Raw genomic sequence first — 17,970 nt, 5'->3', positions numbered from 1 at the left:
CGCCGACGCGGGAACGGCCCGGCACGATGCCGGAAAGCTCGCCGCCGCACTGGATCAACTGATCCGCGATCCCCGGCCGGCGGTGCCGGGGTTTCGAGTCGAGGGACGGCACATGGGTCAGGATGTGCGGTCCGGGTTGGGTGGAAAGGAGCACGTCTCGTGGCGATGACAGCCGAAGTGAAAGACGAGCTGAGCCGGCTCGCCGTAACACAGGTGAGTGCGCGCAAAGCCGAACTGTCCGCCCTGCTGCGTTTCGCCGGCGGTCTGCATATCGTCGGCGGGCGGGTGATCGTCGAAGCCGAAGTCGATATGGGTTCCATCGCGCGGCGGCTACGGCGGGAGATCTTCGAACTCTACGGATACGGGTCGGATGTGCATGTGCTCAGCGCCGGCGGCCTGCGAAAATCCTCCCGGTACGTGGTCCGGGTCGCGAAGGAGGGCGAAGCGCTGGCCCGCCAGACCGGGCTGCTCGACGTCCGCGGCCGGCCGGTGCGCGGGCTGCCCGCGCAGGTGGTCGGTGGCAGCGTCGCGGATGCGGAGGCGGCCTGGCGCGGCGCCTTCCTGGCGCACGGTTCGCTCACCGAACCCGGCCGCTCGTCGGCGCTCGAGGTGAGCTGCCCCGGACCGGAGGCCGCGCTTGCCCTGGTGGGGGCCGCCCGCCGGCTCGGTATCTCGGCCAAGGCGCGCGAGGTCCGCGGCACCGACCGGGTGGTCGTCCGCGACGGCGAGGCCATCGGTGCGTTGCTCACCCGGATGGGCGCCCAGGACACCCGGCTCACCTGGGAAGAGCGCCGGATGCGGCGTGAGGTCCGCGCCACCGCCAACCGGCTCGCCAACTTCGACGACGCGAACCTGCGCCGCTCGGCACGTGCCGCGGTCGCGGCGGCGGCCCGGGTCGAGCGCGCGCTGGAACTGCTCGGCGACGATGTTCCCGACCACTTGGCGGCGGCGGGGAAGCTGCGCGTGGAACACCGGCAGGCGTCCCTGGAGGAACTCGGCCAGCTCGCCGACCCGCCGATGACCAAGGACGCGGTGGCCGGGCGGATCCGGCGGCTGCTGTCCATGGCCGACCGGCGCGCGAAAGAGCTCGGGGTGCCGGACACCGAGTCGGCTGTGACGGCGGAACTGCTCGACGACGCCTGAGCCGCTATCCGTCACGGTCCGCGGTCGGCCTCGAATGGTGACCGCCGCGAGACGCGCCGAAGACACCGTGCCGTCCCGGGTGCCGGCCCACACGGCCGGCGCCCGCCGGCATCGAGTACCGAACCGGGTCGGAACGGCGACCTCAGGCCTGCCGGAGCATGCACCAGGTCCGCGGGCCGCCGTCGGGGATGTCCACTTCCGCGGTGACGTGGAAACCGAGGTGTTCGTAGAAGCGCACGTTCGCCGCGGTCGAGGTCTCCAGGAAGGCCGCGACCCCCTCGCGTTCGGCGGCGGCCAGGCCGGGTTCGATCACTGCGCGGCCGAGTCCGCTGCCGCGGCGGGCGGGGTCGACGCCCACGGTGCCGAGGAACCAGACGGGGTCGTCCGGGCGATGGGGGTGCAGTGCTGCTTCCGCCGCCGCGTGCGCCGCGGCGCGGTCGCCGGCCAGTTCGGCGAAGCGGGGTGCGAGTTCGGTGAAGACCGCGCCGGCGTCGGTGGCGGGGGTCGTCCACACCGCGACCGCGGCACCGTCGTCGGCGACCCATACCTTGCCGTGGGGTAACCCGATCCGGGTCAGGAAGAGCTCCTGGAATTCGGCGAGCCGGCGTTCGTGCTCGGCTGCGGCGATGGTGTGCCGGGTCCAGGGGTAGTCGGCGAACGCCCTGGTGAGCGTCCGGACGGCCCGGGGGACGTCGGCGGTGGTCGCCGGGCGGACGGGCGGCGCGGGAATCGGGTCGGGTTCGCGGTGCACCTGCACCATCCTGTGCGGTGGTGGTCGATGTTGCCAACGTTTTATGCGGGGAGGGTCCGGCGACCCGCTCGCCGGAGCACCGTTGTCCGGCGGACCGGCATCCGGCCGGTCGGCCCGCTCACCCGGGAGGAGCTCGGATCCGGGGCCTTCACCGGCTCCGGGAGGTCCGGACACCGGCCGGATAGCCGGTGCTCACGAACACCAGGGGTGTGTCGGAGAGATGAGCCGAAGGCATTAGTGTGAGTAGGGCATCGGAATTATCCGCTTGACAGCTGAGGAGCGAGAAACGTGACTGTCCGGGTAGGTATCAACGGCTTCGGCCGTATCGGACGTAACTTCTTCCGGGCGGTGGAGGCGCAGAAAGCGCTCGGCACCACCGATATCGAGATCGTGGCGGTCAACGACCTCACCGACAACGCGTCTTTGGCCACCTTGCTGAAGTACGATTCCGTCCTCGGCCGGCTGCCCGAGGACGTCTCCCTCGACGGTGACGACACCATCGTGGTCGGCGACCAGCGGATCAAGGCGCTGGCGATCAAGGAGGGCCCGGCGGCGCTGCCGTGGGGCGATCTGGGTGTGGACGTCGTGGTCGAATCCACCGGTATCTTCACCGACGCCACCAAGGCCAAAGGTCATCTGGCGGCCGGCGCCAAGAAGGTGATCATCTCCGCGCCCGCCAAGGGCGAGGACATCACCATCGTGATGGGTGTCAACGACGACAAGTACGACGGCAGCCAGAACATCATCTCCAACGCTTCCTGCACCACCAACTGCCTGGGTCCGCTGGCCAAGGTGCTGAACGACGAGTTCGGCATCGTCAAGGGCCTGATGACCACCATCCACGCCTACACCCAGGACCAGAATCTGCAGGACGGCCCGCACAAGGATCTGCGCCGCGCCCGCGCCGCCGCGCTGAACATCGTGCCGACCAGCACCGGTGCGGCCAAGGCCATCGGCCTGGTGCTGCCCGAACTGAACGGCAAGCTGGACGGTTACTCGCTGCGTGTGCCGGTGCCCACGGGCTCGATCACCGACCTGACCGCCGATCTGGCCAAGAAGGCGTCGATCGACGAGATCAACGCGGCGTTCAAGGCGGCCGCCGACGGTCCGCTGAAGGGCATCCTGAAGTACAGCACCGACCCGATCGTCTCCAGCGATATCGTCACCGATCCGCATTCGTCGATCTACGACGCGCCGCTGACCAAGGTCATCGACGACCAGGTGAAGGTCTACTCCTGGTACGACAACGAGTGGGGCTACTCCAACCGCCTCGCCGACCTCATCGGCCTCGTCGGCAAGTCCCTCTAGGACCGGCGTGAGCATCAAAACTCTGGACGATCTCCTCGCCGAGGGCGTCGAGGGCCGGGGCGTCCTGGTGCGCTCCGACCTCAACGTGCCCCTCGACAACGGCGAGATCACCGATCCGGGCCGGATCATCGCCTCGGTGCCGACCCTGCGCGCGCTGGTGGAAGCCGGTGCGAAGGTGGTCGTCACCGCCCATCTCGGCCGCCCGAAGGGTGCCCCGGATCCGGCGCTGTCGCTGGCACCGGTGGCCACCCGGCTGGCCGCCGAACTGGGCCGCAATGTGCAGCTCGCCGGTGATGTCGTGGGCCAGGACGCGCTCGCGCGGTCCGAGGGCCTGACCGACGGTGATGTGCTGCTGCTCGAGAACATCCGCTTCGATCCGCGCGAAACCAGCAAGGACGACGCGGACCGGGCGAAGCTGGCGGCTGCCCTGGTGGAACTGGTCGGCGACGACGGCGCGTTCGTCTCCGACGGGTTCGGTGTGGTGCATCGCAAACAGGCCTCGGTGTACGACGTGGCGAAACTGCTCCCGCATTACGCCGGGGGGCTCGTCGCGGCCGAAGCCGAGGTGCTGGCGAAACTCACCGAATCCACCGACCGCCCCTATGCGGTGGTGCTCGGTGGGGCGAAGGTCTCGGACAAGCTGGCCGTGATCGAGGCGCTGGCCCCCAAGGTCGACACCCTGGTCATCGGCGGCGGGATGTGCTTCACCTTCCTCGCCGCCGAAGGTCTCCCGGTCGGTTCCTCGCTGCTGCAGGAGGAGATGATCGAAACCTGTCAGCAGCTGCTGGACCGCTACGCCGATGTGATCCACCTGCCGCGCGATATCGTGATCGCCGATTCCTTCTCGGCCGATGCGGACTCGAAAGCGGTGCCCTGCCACGAGATTCCGGACGGCTGGATGGGCCTGGACATCGGCCCCGAATCGGTGCAGCGTTTCGCGGCGCTGCTCACCGAGGCGCGGACCGTGTTCTGGAACGGCCCGATGGGTGTGTTCGAGTTCGACAAGTTCGCGGCGGGCACCCGCGGCGTGGCCGAGGCCATCGCGGCGGCCACCGGTAAGGGCGCTTTCACCGTGGTCGGTGGTGGTGATTCGGCGGCGGCCGTGCGTGCGCTCGGTATCCCGGAGGGCGATTTCTCGCATATCTCCACCGGTGGCGGCGCCTCGCTGGAGTACCTGGAAGGTAAGACGCTGCCCGGCATCAGCGTGCTCGACGACGCCGAGGAGTCGTAGATGGCCCGGAAACCGCTGATCGCGGGCAACTGGAAGATGAACCTCAACCATCTCGAGGCCATCGCCCTGGTGCAGAAGATCGCGTTCGCGCTGCCCGACAAGTACTTCGACAAGGTCGATGTGGCGGTGATTCCGCCGTTCGTCGATATCCGTAGCGTGCAGACGCTCATCGAAGGTGACAAACTGCGGATCACCTACGGTGCGCAGGATGTATCGGTACACGAATCCGGTGCCTACACCGGTGAGGTCAGTGCGGCCATGCTGGCGAAGCTGGGGTGCGGGTTCGCGGTGGTCGGGCATTCCGAACGCCGCCAGTACCACAACGAGGACGACGCCACCGTCCTGGCGAAGGCGAAGCAGGCACTGAAGCACGGGATCACCCCGATCGTCTGCATCGGTGAGGGCCTCAACGTCCGGGAGGCGGGCACCCATGTCGAGTACAACCTCGAACAGTTGCGGGGTTCGCTGAAGGGGCTGAAGGCCGAGGAGATCGCGAAGGTCGTCATCGCCTACGAACCCGTGTGGGCGATCGGCACCGGAAAGGTCGCCACCCCGGCCGACGCGCAGGAGGTGTGCGGTGCCATCCGCGCCGAACTCGCGCAACTCGCCAGCCCGGAGGTCGCCGAGACCGTGCGGGTGCTCTACGGCGGTTCGGTGAACGCCAAGAATGTCGGTGAGCTGATCAAGCAGACCGATATCGACGGAGCCCTGGTCGGCGGCGCATCGCTCAAGGGCGATGAGTTCGCCACACTGTCGGCTATAGCGGCGGGTGGCCCGCTGCCCTGATCGGTCGCCGACCACGAGGCCCGCTGGGACAACCCGGCGGGCCTCTGTCGTCGGTGCCCCTGGGCGCGAGGGCCTCGACAGTTACCACCGACCGTGATGGGCCGCGGAAACCGGGTACCCCGCCAGCGGACCGCAGCGCGGGCACGACCATCGCGACCCGGCCCAACGACCGGCGGAACGCGCCTGCTACCGGAGATCCCGCCGGTTCTCCGGAATACTGCGGAACCGGACGAGAGCAGACTGCAATTCCGAAGGAGAGGAAGCGCAAGTGCGGAATATCGTCAAGACTCTGGGTACCTGCACCGCCGGCGCGGCGCTCGCGCTCACCGTTCCGCTCGGCGCCCATGCGGCGCCCGGTGAATTCGCCTACCGCTCGCAGATCGGCGGCCCGTCCGTGCTGACCGATCTCGAGCCCGGCCGCTGCTACAACACCCCTGGTGCCGCCGGTGTCCTCGCCAACGACACCGCGATGGACGTGGCGACCTTCCCCCGGCCGAATTGCGAAGGCGGGCCTATGGATTCGGAAAGCGGAGCGTTCGAGAGCGTGGTGTTCGACCGGTAGGTCCACCGGCGCCGCCCCGCGGGCCCGGCCAGGCACTTGTCGGCCCGCGGCTACCGGGCGCGCAGCGTCAGACCGTGACCGTTCGGGTTGCGGAGGGTGAGGACATCGGCGTCGACGGTGGCCTGCGCGGTGCCGTCGAGAGCGGCCAGCACCGCCCGCTCCACCTCCATGACCTCGGGTGCGCACATCATCCGGGTGGTGGCCGCCGTGAAGGCGATATCGGCCCCGGCGGGCGTATCGGTGACGACGGCGCGGCCCGTGATCCGGTTGCAGCCGGCGAATCCGGTGAGCGCGTCGTCCTCGGCGATGGCGAGCATGGGCCGGACCTCGTCGATCGTGCGGGACTGGATCCGGGCATCCGGGGTGAGCAGCGCGGTGACGACCCATTCGGTGCCGCGGATCGGCCGGTCCGGCTGCACGACTTTCTTGTCGGTGAGTACCACCGTCGATTTCCTGCCGAACAGGGTCAGCCGGTCGCGATCGAGTTCCCAGGTCGGATCGCCGCGCAGTAGGTCGCCCACCCAGGTGTCGGCCGCGGCACGTTCCCCGGGACAGGCGGCGAGGGTGCTCGCGAGTTCGGAGACATGCAGGACGTGGTCGCGCAGATCCACCGCACCGCTGTGGGTATTGCAGCCGGCGTCGGCGGTGATCCGGCCGTCCGCGAAATCCAGGGTCAGCGGTCCGCCGCCCGGTATCGGGGCACCCGTCACCTCGGTCGAGATATAGGTCGTGCCCATCGGCGACGCCTCGTCTCGCGGTTCGGCGGGATCGCCGTTCCCGCAGCCTGCCGACGCGAGCAGGATCAGCGACAGTGCCGCACCGCATCGGAGCGCTCGTCCCGGCATGACGGCGATGCTACCCGGCGCGCGGCGGTGACCGCGGCGGCGACATCCGGGTCCGGTCGCCGGCTCGAATCGCGGTGATTTCAACCCTGCCGGAGTGTGCTGTCCGCGCCTACCCTCACCGGTCGAGTCGCTGTCGTACCGAAGGGGAACCATGTCGTTGCTGGATACCGCGGCGGTGCCGGCCCGCAAGGCGGACCCTGCCGCAGCGGACGGCGGCCGGCTCGCTGCCGCCGATACCCGGAAAGCGGTCGCGGCGAGCCTGATCGGGACCACCGTCGAGTGGTACGACTTCTTCCTCTACTCGACGGCCGCGGGCATCGTTTTCGACAAACTGTTCTTCCCCGACACCAGTGCGTTCGTCGGAACCATGCTGTCGTTCGCGACCTTCGCCGTCGGCTTCCTGATGCGGCCGGTGGGCGGACTCGTCTTCGGGCATATCGGCGACCGGATCGGCCGCAAACGCACGCTCGCCCTGACGATGGCGATCATGGGAGTGTCCACCGCTTTGATGGGTGCCCTGCCCACGGCGGCCGCGATCGGTATCGCCGCGCCGATCCTGTTGCTGGTGTTGCGCATGCTGCAGGGTTTCGCGCTCGGCGGGGAGTGGGCGGGGGCGGTGCTGCTGGCCGTGGAGCACAGCCCGCGCCGGAAGGTCGGCTTGTTCGGCAGTTATCCGCAGGTCGGGCTCGCGCTCGGGCTGGCGCTGGGGACCGGGGTGTTCGCACTCCTGCGTACGGTGTTGAGCGAGGACGCGTTCCTGACCTACGGGTGGCGAATCGCGTTCGGCGCCAGTGTGGTGCTGGTGCTGATCGGTCTCGTGGTGCGGTTGAAGATCGACGAGACACCGGCGTTCCGCGAGGTCGACCGGCTCAACCGGATATCGAAAGTGCCGGTGGTGGAGTTGTTCCGGAATGCGCGGTCGCGGCGCAATACGGTGCTCGGGTTGCTGTCGCGCTGGGGTGAGGGCGCCGCCTTCAACACCTGGGGTGTTTTCGCGATCAGCTTCGCCACCGGGCATCTGGGCTTCGCGCAGGTGCCCGTGCTGCTGGCGGTGACGGTCGCCGCGGTGGTGATGGCCGCGCTCATCCCGGTTTCCGGGTTGCTCACCGACCGCTTCGGTCCGCGCCGGGTATACATCGCCGGAATCACGGCCTACGGGGTACTGGTGTATCCGGTCTTCCTGTTGTTCGAGACCCGCGAGATCGTGATCTTCGCCGTGGCCATCGTCGCGGTGTTCGGGGTGGCCCACGCGCTGTTCTACGGTGCGCAGGGCACGTTGTACGCCGGGCTGTATCCGGCCGAGGTTCGGTACACGGGGCTGTCGTTCGTCTACCAGTTCTCCGGCATCTACGCCTCGGGCCTGACTCCGATGATCGTGACCGCGCTGATCGCCGCCGGGGCGTCGACGCCGTGGCTCGCCTGCGGGTATCTGGTGGCGACGGCCCTGGTGAGCGTGCTCGCCACGCTGTTCATCCGCGAGGAAGACCGTCTCACCGCGTGAGTGTCCGGCGGGCCGGTCAGAGCCCGGCGCTATGCTGTCCCGAGTGACCTCAGCCGCATCGAAACCTGTTTCCACCTGGGCTCCGTTGCGGTTACCGGTTTATCGCGCGCTGTGGATCGCCCAGCTGGTGTCCAATCTGGGCACCTGGATGCAGATGGTGGGCTCGCAGTGGGTGCTGGTCGACGAGCCCAATGCGGCCGCGCTGGTCTCGTTCGTGCAGACCGCGACGACACTGCCCGTGATGATCCTGTCCATTCCCTCCGGGGTGCTGGCGGATCTGCTCGACCGCCGTCGCTTGCTGCTAGGCGCGCAGTCGACGATGGCGTTGCTGGCGACGATCCTGGCGATCGCGACCGCCACCGGCCATACCACCCCGTCGGTGCTGCTCACCCTGTTGTTCCTGCTCGGCTGCGGTCAGGCGCTGGTCGGTCCGTCCTGGCAGGCGATCCAGCCCGAACTGGTACCGCGCGATCAGATTCCGTCCGCGGCGGCACTGGGCAGTATGAATATGAACATCGGCCGCGCGGTGGGCCCGGCGATCGCGGGTGTGCTGGTGGCGCTGTCGGGCCCGGCGCTGGTGTTCGCCCTCAACGCGTTCTCCTTCGTCGCCATCGTCGGCGCGCTGCTGCTGTGGCGGCGGCCGAAGGTGGATCGCCAGTTCCCGAGTGAACGCCCGCTGGCGGCCCTGCAGGCCGGCACCCGGTTCATCAAATCGGCCCCGGCGATCCGGCGGGTGCTGCTGCGCACCATGTTGTTCGTCGCCCCGGGCAGTGCGCTGTGGGCGCTGCTCCCGGTGATCGCCCGCGATCAGCTGGGCCTCGGATCCTCGGGTTACGGCATCATGCTGGGTGCGCTCGGGGTGGGGGCGGTCCTCGGCGCGGTGAGCCTGGCGCGGGTACGGTCGCTGCTCACCCCCACCCAGCAGGTGGCGGCCGCCGCGCTGATGTTCGGGGCCGCGAGCTGCGGGACGGCTCTGCTGCGTGTCGAGGCGCTGGTGTTGCTCCTGCTGGTTTTCGCCGGGGCGGCCTGGTTGCTCACCCTTTCGACGATGAACGCCACCATGCAGTTGCTGCTGCCCGGCTGGGTGCGGGCGCGGGGGCTGTCGGTGTACATGCTGGTGTTCATGGCCGGTCAGGCGATCGGCTCGGTGGTGTGGGGGCTGGTGGCCGGGGCCTACGGCGCGGTCACCGCGCTGCTGGTCGCCGGCGGACTGCTCGGTCTGAGCGCCCTCAGTACGATCTGGCTGCCCATGCGGCAGTTCACCGCCGGATTCGACCTCACCCCGCACGCATACTGGCCCGAACCCCAGCTGGTGGTCGAACCGGATCCGGACGACGGCCCCGTCCTGGTGCTGAAGGATTACGACGTACCCGCCGACCGGGTGCCCGAATTCCTGGCCGCGATGGGTTTCGTGGGCCGGTCCCGGCAGCGCACCGGCGCCATGGAATGGCGGCTCTACCGCGATGTGGGCGCCGAGGACCGTTACGTCGAAGCGTTCGTGGTGCGCTCGTGGTCGGAGCATATGCAACAGCACAAGGTGCGGCTCACCGCCCAGGACCTGATGCGCGAACGCGCCGTCGCCGAGTTCGCCCACGACGAGACGCTCACCCACCTGGTGTCGGTCGAACCCCGGGCATAGATACACTGTCCGGCATGCGGATGTTCCTGGATATCCTCCTGATCGTCACCAGCCTGCTGCTGGTGCTGATGGTGCTGTTGCACCGCGCCAAGGGCGGAGGTCTGTCCAGCTTGTTCGGCGGTGGGACGCAGTCGGCGCTGTCCGGTTCGACCGTGGCCGAGAAGAACCTGAACCGCATCACCATCTTCACCGGGCTGGTGTGGTTCATCGCCATCCTCGGCATCGGGCTCGAGATCAAGTTCGCCTGATCGTCAGCCGGTGCGCGGTACGCGCCCGTCGATATCGGTGAACCCGTAATCCTCGGCCAGATCGGCAACCTTCCAGGCTTTTCCGGTGCGCGTGCGGCGGTCGGGGTCGGCGGCCAGCGCGACCACCGCGCGGCCCGCGAAGCGCGGGGTTTCGGCCTCGTCGAGGTCGAAGCTGCCCTCACCCGGCAAGGTGACGACGCGTTTGCCGTGCTCGTCGGCGGGGATCAGGCGCAGTAGTTCGGTGGCCACCAGACCCGGCCAGATCGATACGGCCGTGACCTCGGTATCGGCCAGATCGCGCGCGAAATCGGCGGTCATCCGGTCCAAGGCCGTCTTTCCGACTCCATAGACGACGTTGTGCATGGGCCGCTGGGCTCCGGGTGAGGACACGTTCACGATGAGTCCGCCGGATTCCAGGAGTAGCGGCGCCGCGTACACGGCGGCGACGTAATGGGAGCGCACGCCGATCCGGAAGGTCTCGTCCCAGGCCTTCGGGGGTACTTCCCAGAATTTGCGGCCCAGCCAGCGGGCGGCGGCGGGGGAGTTGTAGACATTGTTGACCAGGACGTCGAGCCGGCCCTGTTCCGCGCCGATGCGCTCGAAGAGCGCCGCCGTCGCGTCGTCGTCGCCGTGATCGCAGACAACGGGTACGCCGGTGCCGCCCAGCTCGTCGATCCGCGCCGCCGTTTCGTGCACCGTCCCGGGGAGCTTTCCGGGCTGCTGCGATCGTCCGGTGACGTATACGGTCGCGCCGGCCGCGCCCAGCTCCAGCGCGATACCTTTGCCGATCCCGCGGCTCGCGCCGGTGACCACGGCGATCCGGTTCTTCAAGGGGTGTGGTGTTCCGCTCACAGTCCCGGGACGTTACCGTGAAACTGAAACGCGTTCTAGTATTCGGGAGGTTTCGTGGCGCCGACGCACCGGTTCATCGATACCGGGGGTGTGCGGATGCACATCGCCGAAGCGGGCGGGGGTGATCCGGTGATCTTCTGTCACGGGTTCCCGCACACCTGGTACGTATGGCATCGCCAGCTCGCGGCGGTCTCGGCGGCGGGTTACCGGGCGCTCGCTCCCGACCTGCGCGGCGCCGGACGTACCGATGCGCCCGCGGCGATCGACGACTACACCAACGCCGCGGTGATCGGCGATCTGCTCGCTCTGCTCGACGATATCGGTGCCGAACAGGCGGTATTCGTAGGTGTCGATTTCGGCGCCGCCCTGCTCTGGGAGCTGGGCCTGCGAGCGCCGGAGCGGGTACGCGGGCTGGTCGTGCTGAACAACCCCTTCGCGCCGCGCGCCCCGAAACGGCCGGGTTACTACTGGGCGAAAATGGCCGAACGGCATTTTCTGCACCTGCAATATTTCTTGGAGCCGGGGGTGGCCGACGCTCATCTCGCCGAGCAGCCGCGCGAATTCCTCGCCCGCGTGTACTACGCGCTCAGCGGCGATTTCCACTATCTGGACGTCTGGCAGAACCCACCGGGAACCCGGTACATCGATGCGCTCCCCGAAGCCCCCGCGTTGCCGTGGTCATGGCTGTCGGCCGCCGAATTCGACACCTTGGCGGCGGATTTCGAGCGCACCGGGTTCACCGGAGGGCTGAACTGGTATCGCGCGATCGACCGCAACTGGGAGTTGACCGAGGAATACGCCCGGGCGGCGCCCGCGGTGCCGGTGTATTTCGCCTACGGTGAGAAAGATCCGGATATGGAAGGTTTCAGCGGTCGCGATCCGCTGGACACCATGCGTGCGGCCCTGCCGGATCTACGCGCGGTGCAGCGGATTCCCGGGGTCGGTCACCTGGTTCAGCTCGAAGCCACCGGAGCCGTGAACGATTTCCTGCTGCGCGCGGTCGGCGACCTCACCCGGTGAATGCCCGGCGGGTCCGTAACCTGGCCCCATGACTGTGCACGGCGTTCTCTTCGACTTCTCCGGCACCCTGTTCCGTTTCGAACCGGTGGTCGACGAACTGACCGGACACGACGGAAAACCACTGCCAGGTGATAGGCAGGCCGAGGTGATGCGGCGGATGACGGCGCCGGTCGGGCAGCCGGGCGGTCTGCCGGAACACCTGCGCGACGCATGGGCCCGGCGGGATCTGGATCCGGCGCTGCATCGCGAACTGTACCGGGCGGTGCTGCGCGGGTCCGGGGTCGGCAATCCCGACTATCTGTACGAGCAGTTGCTCTCGGCCGAGGCATGGCATCCGTTCCCGGATACGGCAGCCGCCCTGCACGCGGTGGCGGCGGCCGGAATTCCGGTCGCGGTGATCAGCAATATCGCCTGGGATATCCGGCCGGTGTTCGAACGCGCCGGGGTCGCCGAACAGGTGAAGGAATTCGTGCTCTCGTATGTCGAGGGTGCGGTGAAACCGGACTCCCGGCTGTTCGAGATCGCCTGCCACCGTCTCGGTATCGAGCCCCGGGAGGTCCTGATGATCGGTGACAGCCGGGAGGCCGACGGCGCTGCCGCCGGAATCGGTTGCGCGGTAGCTCTCGTCGACCCACTACCCGTCGAGCAGCGGCCACGCGCGCTGCTGGATGCGCTGGCCGGGTTCGGGATCGGCTGACCGGGCAGCCGCCGGGCATCCGGCCACTGGAGGTCGCTGCCGTTCGGCCGGCCATCCACCGACCGGATGTCGTGGTTCGACCGGTACCGGTTCGGCATCAGGTGCGGGCAGCGGTGGCGGCGAACGTGCTGTACGGCATGGTGAAACCGCCGCCGATCCGGTCGATGGCCGCGCCGACACGGTCCAGCACGACCGCCAGCCGGTCCGGCTCGAGGCGGGTGAGGCCGCCGGTGGTGGGCAGGTGGTCGAGCCATTGGTCGCGGGTATAGGACTGTTCCCAGTCGAAGCGCCACTGTTCCGGTTCGCCGAAGCCACCGGCGCGGCGGATTCCGTCGGCGGCCGCGGCGAACATCGCCCGGTAGGTCGCCACGGCGGATTTCGCCTGCGCGGTCGCCCGGGCGACGGGGGATTCGGGTGCGACCTGCCGGTACGCCGTCACAAGGGCGTCGGTCACTTCGGCGGGGGCATCGAAAGCATGCCCGAAGACGGCGATCCGGCCGTTCGGCCGCAGCACCTCGGCCGCCTTGGCGGCGCCGGCCACCGGATCCACCCAGTGCCAGGCCTGCCCGGCGACCACCGCGTCGAAGGTGCGGCCGGCCGGATCCCAGGCTTCGAAGGTGCAGACTTCGACGTCGACTCCGGTGCGCCGGGCGAATTCGGCCATCCGCTCGTCCGGGTCGACGCCGAGGACGGTGCACCCGGCCTGCTGGAACTGCCGCGCCTCGATCCCGGTGCCGCAGCCGACGTCGAGAATGTCGCGGCCGGGGCTCGTTTCGAGGATCCGTGTGACGAGGGCGTCGGGGTAACGGGGGCGGGCCCGGTCGTAGCGTTGCGGGTCGGTGCCGAACGATTCGGCGACTTCGCGTTGCCGGTGTGGCTCCTGGCCTGCGGCGGGGGTGGGCTGGGGCGATATAGTGGGCATGCGCCCACACTAGTGGGCACATGCCCACTAGGCAATCGGTGGGCTCGCCGACAACTGGAGGACCGACGCCGTGCCGACCGGTGTGCATATCCGTGATGCGCGTCAGCAACTGTTCGAAGCCGCCGAACGTATCCTGGTGCGCGACGGCGCGAACGCGCTCACCAGCCGTGCGGTCACGGCGGAAGCGGGGGTGGCGAAGGGAGTTCTGCACCGCCACTTCACCGATTTCGATGCGTTCCTCGCCGAACTCGTCCACGACCGTGTCGCCCGGCTCGGCGACCAGGCGGCCACCCTGCGGGCTTCCGCCGGCACCGGTACGGTCACCGGCAACCTCACCGCCGCGCTCCTGGACCTGTTCGACCCGGTCGCGGTAGGAATCGTGGGTCTGATCATCTTCCGCAGCGAGCTACGGGCGCGGTTGCGCACCACCAGCCCCGGCATCCCGGTCCTCGCCGACGCCGGTGCCATGATCGCCGGCTACCTCACCCGCGAACGCGAACTCGGCCGGATCGCCGCCGACGCCGATATCGACTCCCTGGCACTCTCCCTGATCGGCGCCGGCCATCTGCTGTTCGCGGGCGCCACGGACCGGCCGGACGCCGCGGCGGTCGGCAAAATGGTCGACACGATCACCGCGGATGTCGTGCAGCGCCGGCTCCTGTGAAACACCCGTCCGGCCCATTCGTCGTGCCCCGAGTTCGGTCCGCGATGAATTTCGGGTGTTCGCCGCGTCCGAGCTGGCACAGGCGGAAGGAATCGGCAGATGACTGTGGGCGAAGTGCTGCTCGACGGGATCGTTTTCGGGGAATCACCACGCTGGCACGAGGGCCGGCTGTGGTTCTCGGACTGGGGTGCGCACAAGGTGCTCGCGCTCGGCGGTGACGGCCGGGCCGAAGTGGTGGCGAGGGTCGAGTCGTTTCCGATGTGTATCGACTTCCTACCGGACGGGCGGTTGCTGATCGTCGACTCGGCGCGCGGCCGGGTGCTGCGCCGTGAGCCGGACGGAGTGCTGGTGACGCACGCCGAGCTCGCGGCCTTCACCGATAAACCGTGGAACGATATCGTCGTCGACGCGCACGGGAATGCCTACGTCAACAGCATCGGATTCGACTTTCCGGGCGGGGCTTTCGCGCCCGGATTTGTGGTGCTGGTGACACCCGAGGGCCGGGTCCGCCGCGTCGCCGAAGATCTCGCATTCCCGAACGGAATGGCCATTACGCCGGACGGTCGCACTCTGATCGTCGCCGAATCGTATGCCGAGCAATTGACCGCATTCGATATCTCGGCATCCGGCGAACTCGGCGGCCGCCGGGTCTGGTCGCCGACCCCGGGCGACCACCCGGACGGTATCTGCCTCGATACCGACGGGGCGGCCTGGTATGCCGATGTCGGTAATCGGCGGTGTGTGCGGGTGGCCGAGGGCGGGAAGGAGCTCACCACGGTCGAGTGGGACCGGGGAGCGTTCGCCTGCGCGCTCAGCCGCGGTACCGCACCCCGGCTGTTCGTCGTCGGCCAGGAGTTCGGCGATATCGGCACGCCGGAACCGAGCGGCCGGGTCGTGATGTTCCCGGCACCTGCGCCGGGCGCCGGCTATCCGTGACGACTCGCGGAGCGTCTGCAGGCCCTCGGAGCGGATCACCCGCATCCGACCCGGGCACGACCTGATCCTCCTCCGCCGGCGCCGGTGGACCGGCTCGAGGGCGGGCTCCCGAGGTGGAAGCCCCGCCGGGCACCCGAGCGCGTCAGTTGCTCTGCGGGCGGCGGTTCACGCCGCCGGCCGGATCACCAGGGGGTGGGAACCCAGTGGTTGAACAACCAGAAGCCGTGGCCACCCGGATGCTGCTGCGGACCCTGGTTGTAGTGCTGCGGGCCCGGGTCGTGCTGCTGCTGGCCGGGGACCGGACCCGGGCCCGGCTGCGCGCTCGCGGCGCCCGCACCGAGGCCGACCATCCCCAGTCCGACGCCACCGACCACGGCCGCCTTCGCGAGCTTCGACTTCATCATCTGCATTACGGGATATTCCTCCTCTGCGTACGGCCCGACGGTCGGGCCGGATCGGACGGGTCGGCACCTGTCCGATGAGCCGATCATGTTCGGTCGGGCTCGAGATGGTCTGCCAGGAAACTGCGAATCGGCTGGCAATCGAGGTAGCCGCAGGCCGGAACCGGATCTGACCGGGAGACCGCGGATCGGCTCCTGATTCCCAGTGTTCTCCCAGCGTGCACCCAGGGGCGGGGGAGGGTGGCGGCCGATCGTGGTCGGCATGACCGAGAACTCGAGCAAGACAACCGGGCGGCCGGTGGGCCGGGAGCCGGCCGGACTCGGGACCCGCGCGAACTCCGGGAGGGTGCGATGACCACGCTGACCATGCTCCGCCCGGCGCCGGTACCGCCGGTGACCCCACGGCGGAGAGTTCCGTGGCCGAAGATCGGGCTCGTCCTGCTGCTGGTGGGTACGGCGGCCGCCTACTTCTGGAATCTGACCGCCAACGGGTTCGCCAATTCGTTCTACGCTGCCGCTGTCCAGTCGGGGGCGAAATCATGGGAGGCGTTCTTCTTCGGCTCCTCGGACTGGTCCAACGCGATCACCGTGGACAAGACTCCGGCCGCGTTGTGGCCGATGGCGCTGTCGGCCCGGCTCTTCGGGTTCTCCAGCTGGAGCATGCTGGCGCCGCAGGTGTTGCTGGGTGTCGCGTCGGTCGCGCTGCTGTGGGCGACCGTGCGGCGGTCGTTCGGCGCGACGGCCGGCCTGCTGTCCGGACTGGCGCTGGCGGTGACTCCGGTGGCCGCGCTGATGTTCCGGTTCAACAACCCGGACGCACTGCTGGTGCTGCTGATGATCGCCGCGGTATGGGCGCTGACCCGCACCGTCGAGGACGGCCGCTGGCGCTGGCTGGTGCTGTGCGGCGCCTTCACCGGCTTCGGGTTCCTGGCGAAAAAGTTGCAGGTGCTGCTGGTGCTGCCGGCGTTGGCGCTGGTCTATCTGTTCGCCGGACCGCCGCGGCTCGGGACGAGGATCGCGCAACTACTGGCCGCCGGTGCGGCGATGGTGCTCGCGGCGGGCTGGTGGATCCTGATCGCTCAGCTGTGGCCCGCGGAGTCCCGGCCGTATTTCGGCGGCTCGGATAGCAATTCGATCATCGAGTTGACGCTGGGGTACAACGGGCTCGACCGGTTGAGTTCGTCGGGTGGCCCGGGCGGGGGTTTCGGTAGCGATGCCGGTATCACCCGGCTGTTCGGTGCGTCGATCGGTGGCCAGATCGCCTGGTTGCTTCCGGCGGCGCTGATCCTGCTGGTCGCGGCAACGGTATTGCGCGGCAATGCCGCCCGCACCGACCGGCAGCGCGCGACGCTGCTGCTGTTCGGCGGCTGGGGAATCGTCACCGGCCTGGTGTTCAGCCTGATGAGCGGCACCTTCCACCAGTACTACACCGTCGCCCTCGCTCCAGCGGTCGCCGCGGTGGCCGGTGCCGGTGGGGTCGCGGTATGGCGGGCACGGGACCGGTTGTGGGTACGGCTGGTCATCGCGCTGAGCGTCGCGCTGACCGCGGTGACGGCATGGCTACTGCTCGGCCGTACCGATGATTTCGTGCCGTGGTTGCGGTGGGTGGTGCTCGCGGTGGGAACGGTGGCCACGGTGGTCGTCGCGTTCCCGCTGTCCCGCGCACTCGCGGTGGTGGCGGCGCCGGCGGTGTTGTTCACCGGCCTGGCCGGCCCGGTCGCCTACACCGTCGACACCTTGGCCACCCCGCATTCCGGTTCGATCGTGCTGGCGGGACCGAGCACCGGAATGAGCGGTCCGGGCGGTATGGGCGGTATGGGCGGCGGAAGGCCACCCGGCGCCGAGGGCGGCTCGTCCGGCGATGCCGGATTCCCGGCGGGCGGGGCGGCTGACGACAGCGGTGCCGCACCGGGCACCGGGGCAGCGCCCGGTGGCGCTACCGGCGGCCAACCGGACGGCCGCGCAGCGGCGGGTGGACCGGGCGAAGGTGGTGGCGGCCCCGGCTCCCGCGCGAGCAGTGCCGCCGTGGCGGACCTGCTCACTCAGGACGCGGATTCGTTCCGCTGGGCGGCCGCCACGATCAGTTCGATGAACGCCGCGGACTATCAGCTGGCCTCGGATACGCCGGTGATGTCGATCGGCGGCTTCGGTGGCGGCGACCCGTCCCCGACCCTGGAGCAGTTCCAGCAGTATGTGGCCGACGGCACGATCCACTACTTCATCGCCGGCGGGCACGGCGGCGGACCGGGTTCGGCATCGGACTCGGAGGCGTCGAAGATCAGCGAGTGGGTCGCGGCGAACTTCACCGCCACCGAGGTCGACGGGGTCGCCGTATACGACCTCACCGCGAGTGCCTGAACCACTGCTCGACCCTGATGCCCCGCCCCGGCCGCGGGGGGGGCAGGAGCTTGGGACACACCCGGAGGGGGGGGGGGCGGGGGCTGCGTGAGAGCGGGGATGGCCG

The 17,970-nt window shown here is 69.1% G+C and carries 18 protein-coding genes; 13 read left to right on the top strand and 5 right to left on the bottom strand.

The window, feature by feature from the left end:
• Positions 1 to 165 precede the first annotated feature (165 nt).
• Positions 166 to 1,143 (top strand): DNA-binding protein WhiA, encoded by a 978-nt coding sequence (gene whiA / locus QH276_RS28330; protein WP_174375588.1) that lies wholly within the window; start codon positions 166 to 168, stop codon positions 1,141 to 1,143.
• A 142-nt stretch (positions 1,144 to 1,285) separates the two neighbouring features.
• Here whiA and QH276_RS28325 read toward each other — a convergent pair whose 3' ends face one another.
• On the bottom strand, positions 1,286 to 1,894 hold the full coding sequence (locus tag QH276_RS28325; protein WP_280400792.1) for a GNAT family N-acetyltransferase: 609 nt from the start codon (positions 1,892 to 1,894) through the stop codon (positions 1,286 to 1,288).
• A gap of 288 nt (positions 1,895 to 2,182) precedes the next feature.
• Here QH276_RS28325 and gap point away from each other — a divergent pair, with 288 nt between their 5' ends.
• The 4 genes from gap (at position 2,183) to QH276_RS28305 (ending at position 5,781) form a co-directional block, all read left to right on the top strand.
• Positions 2,183 to 3,202: a type I glyceraldehyde-3-phosphate dehydrogenase gene (gene gap / locus QH276_RS28320; protein WP_280400793.1), complete on the top strand. Its 1,020-nt coding sequence runs from the start codon at positions 2,183 to 2,185 to the stop codon at positions 3,200 to 3,202.
• A 7-nt stretch (positions 3,203 to 3,209) separates the two neighbouring features.
• Positions 3,210 to 4,433, top strand: a complete 1,224-nt coding sequence (locus QH276_RS28315) for a phosphoglycerate kinase (RefSeq protein WP_280400794.1) — start codon at positions 3,210 to 3,212, stop codon at positions 4,431 to 4,433.
• Positions 4,434 to 5,219 carry a triose-phosphate isomerase gene (gene tpiA, locus QH276_RS28310; protein WP_280400795.1) on the top strand — a complete coding sequence of 262 codons (786 nt, stop codon included), beginning with the start codon at positions 4,434 to 4,436 and terminating at the stop codon, positions 5,217 to 5,219.
• Between the two features lie 268 nt (positions 5,220 to 5,487).
• Positions 5,488 to 5,781, top strand: coding sequence for a hypothetical protein (locus tag QH276_RS28305; RefSeq protein ID WP_280401596.1), 294 nt, complete (start codon positions 5,488 to 5,490; stop codon positions 5,779 to 5,781).
• Between the two features lie 50 nt (positions 5,782 to 5,831).
• Here QH276_RS28305 and QH276_RS28300 read toward each other — a convergent pair whose 3' ends face one another.
• Positions 5,832 to 6,626: an META domain-containing protein gene (locus QH276_RS28300; RefSeq protein ID WP_280401595.1), complete on the bottom strand. Its 795-nt coding sequence runs from the start codon at positions 6,624 to 6,626 to the stop codon at positions 5,832 to 5,834.
• Positions 6,627 to 6,777: 151 nt separating this feature from the next.
• Between QH276_RS28300 and QH276_RS28295 the strand changes: the two genes are divergently transcribed.
• The 3 genes from QH276_RS28295 to secG are packed head-to-tail and all read left to right on the top strand — an operon-like array spanning position 6,778 to position 10,014.
• Positions 6,778 to 8,127, top strand: a complete 1,350-nt coding sequence (locus QH276_RS28295) for an MFS transporter (protein WP_280401594.1) — start codon at positions 6,778 to 6,780, stop codon at positions 8,125 to 8,127.
• Positions 8,128 to 8,158: 31 nt separating this feature from the next.
• Positions 8,159 to 9,766: an MFS transporter gene (locus QH276_RS28290; protein ID WP_280401593.1), complete on the top strand. Its 1,608-nt coding sequence runs from the start codon at positions 8,159 to 8,161 to the stop codon at positions 9,764 to 9,766.
• Positions 9,767 to 9,780: 14 nt separating this feature from the next.
• A complete protein-coding gene (gene secG / locus QH276_RS28285) occupies positions 9,781 to 10,014 on the top strand; it encodes a preprotein translocase subunit SecG (RefSeq protein WP_062973979.1) in 234 nt (77 codons plus the stop codon).
• A 3-nt stretch (positions 10,015 to 10,017) separates the two neighbouring features.
• Here secG and QH276_RS28280 read toward each other — a convergent pair whose 3' ends face one another.
• Entirely contained in the window at positions 10,018 to 10,866 is an 849-nt protein-coding gene (locus tag QH276_RS28280) for an SDR family NAD(P)-dependent oxidoreductase (protein WP_280401592.1), read from the bottom strand.
• 96 nt (positions 10,867 to 10,962) lie between these two features.
• Between QH276_RS28280 and QH276_RS28275 the strand changes: the two genes are divergently transcribed.
• Positions 10,963 to 11,886: an alpha/beta hydrolase gene (locus QH276_RS28275; protein ID WP_432278720.1), complete on the top strand. Its 924-nt coding sequence runs from the start codon at positions 10,963 to 10,965 to the stop codon at positions 11,884 to 11,886.
• 28 nt (positions 11,887 to 11,914) lie between these two features.
• Complete coding sequence (locus QH276_RS28270) at positions 11,915 to 12,583, top strand: HAD family hydrolase (protein ID WP_280401590.1); 669 nt, start codon at positions 11,915 to 11,917, stop codon at positions 12,581 to 12,583.
• Between the two features lie 97 nt (positions 12,584 to 12,680).
• Here the strand turns inward: QH276_RS28270 and QH276_RS28265 are convergent, their stop codons facing one another.
• Entirely contained in the window at positions 12,681 to 13,505 is an 825-nt protein-coding gene (locus QH276_RS28265) for a class I SAM-dependent methyltransferase (RefSeq protein WP_280401589.1), read from the bottom strand.
• 70 nt (positions 13,506 to 13,575) lie between these two features.
• Here QH276_RS28265 and QH276_RS28260 point away from each other — a divergent pair, with 70 nt between their 5' ends.
• Positions 13,576 to 14,169: a TetR/AcrR family transcriptional regulator gene (locus QH276_RS28260; protein ID WP_280401588.1), complete on the top strand. Its 594-nt coding sequence runs from the start codon at positions 13,576 to 13,578 to the stop codon at positions 14,167 to 14,169.
• 99 nt (positions 14,170 to 14,268) lie between these two features.
• Positions 14,269 to 15,105: an SMP-30/gluconolactonase/LRE family protein gene (locus QH276_RS28255; RefSeq protein WP_280401587.1), complete on the top strand. Its 837-nt coding sequence runs from the start codon at positions 14,269 to 14,271 to the stop codon at positions 15,103 to 15,105.
• A 182-nt stretch (positions 15,106 to 15,287) separates the two neighbouring features.
• Here QH276_RS28255 and QH276_RS28250 read toward each other — a convergent pair whose 3' ends face one another.
• Positions 15,288 to 15,509 (bottom strand): hypothetical protein, encoded by a 222-nt coding sequence (locus QH276_RS28250; protein WP_280401586.1) that lies wholly within the window; start codon positions 15,507 to 15,509, stop codon positions 15,288 to 15,290.
• 348 nt (positions 15,510 to 15,857) lie between these two features.
• On the opposite strand from QH276_RS28250, the gene QH276_RS28245 reads away from it, so the two are divergent.
• A complete protein-coding gene (locus tag QH276_RS28245) occupies positions 15,858 to 17,864 on the top strand; it encodes a glycosyltransferase family 39 protein (RefSeq protein ID WP_280401585.1) in 2,007 nt (668 codons plus the stop codon).
• Positions 17,865 to 17,970: the final 106 nt, after the last annotated feature.

It is taken from the genome of Nocardia carnea (genome assembly GCF_029869215.1).
Classification (GTDB): Bacteria; Actinomycetota; Actinomycetes; order Mycobacteriales; family Mycobacteriaceae; genus Nocardia; species Nocardia carnea_B.
Note: the sequence above shows the minus strand (reverse complement) of the source record. Positions and strands in the feature narration are given on the sequence as shown.

Excerpts from the sequence above, each read along its gene's own strand:
- QH276_RS28245 (WP_280401585.1), top strand. The coding sequence starts at position 15,858 with ATGACCACGCTGACCATGCTCCGCCCGGCGCCGGTACCGCCGGTGACC.
- QH276_RS28295 (WP_280401594.1), top strand. The coding sequence starts at position 6,778 with ATGTCGTTGCTGGATACCGCGGCGGTGCCGGCCCGCAAGGCGGACCCT.
- QH276_RS28255 (WP_280401587.1), top strand. The coding sequence starts at position 14,269 with ATGACTGTGGGCGAAGTGCTGCTCGACGGGATCGTTTTCGGGGAATCA.
- QH276_RS28300 (WP_280401595.1), bottom strand. The coding sequence starts at position 6,626 with ATGCCGGGACGAGCGCTCCGATGCGGTGCGGCACTGTCGCTGATCCTG.
- tpiA (WP_280400795.1), top strand. The coding sequence starts at position 4,434 with ATGGCCCGGAAACCGCTGATCGCGGGCAACTGGAAGATGAACCTCAAC.
- QH276_RS28250 (WP_280401586.1), bottom strand. The coding sequence starts at position 15,509 with ATGATGAAGTCGAAGCTCGCGAAGGCGGCCGTGGTCGGTGGCGTCGGA.
- QH276_RS28265 (WP_280401589.1), bottom strand. The coding sequence starts at position 13,505 with ATGCCCACTATATCGCCCCAGCCCACCCCCGCCGCAGGCCAGGAGCCA.
- QH276_RS28290 (WP_280401593.1), top strand. The coding sequence starts at position 8,159 with ATGCTGTCCCGAGTGACCTCAGCCGCATCGAAACCTGTTTCCACCTGG.
- QH276_RS28275 (WP_432278720.1), top strand. The coding sequence starts at position 10,963 with ATGCACATCGCCGAAGCGGGCGGGGGTGATCCGGTGATCTTCTGTCAC.
- whiA (WP_174375588.1), top strand. The coding sequence starts at position 166 with ATGACAGCCGAAGTGAAAGACGAGCTGAGCCGGCTCGCCGTAACACAG.
- QH276_RS28270 (WP_280401590.1), top strand. The coding sequence starts at position 11,915 with ATGACTGTGCACGGCGTTCTCTTCGACTTCTCCGGCACCCTGTTCCGT.
- secG (WP_062973979.1), top strand. The coding sequence starts at position 9,781 with ATGCGGATGTTCCTGGATATCCTCCTGATCGTCACCAGCCTGCTGCTG.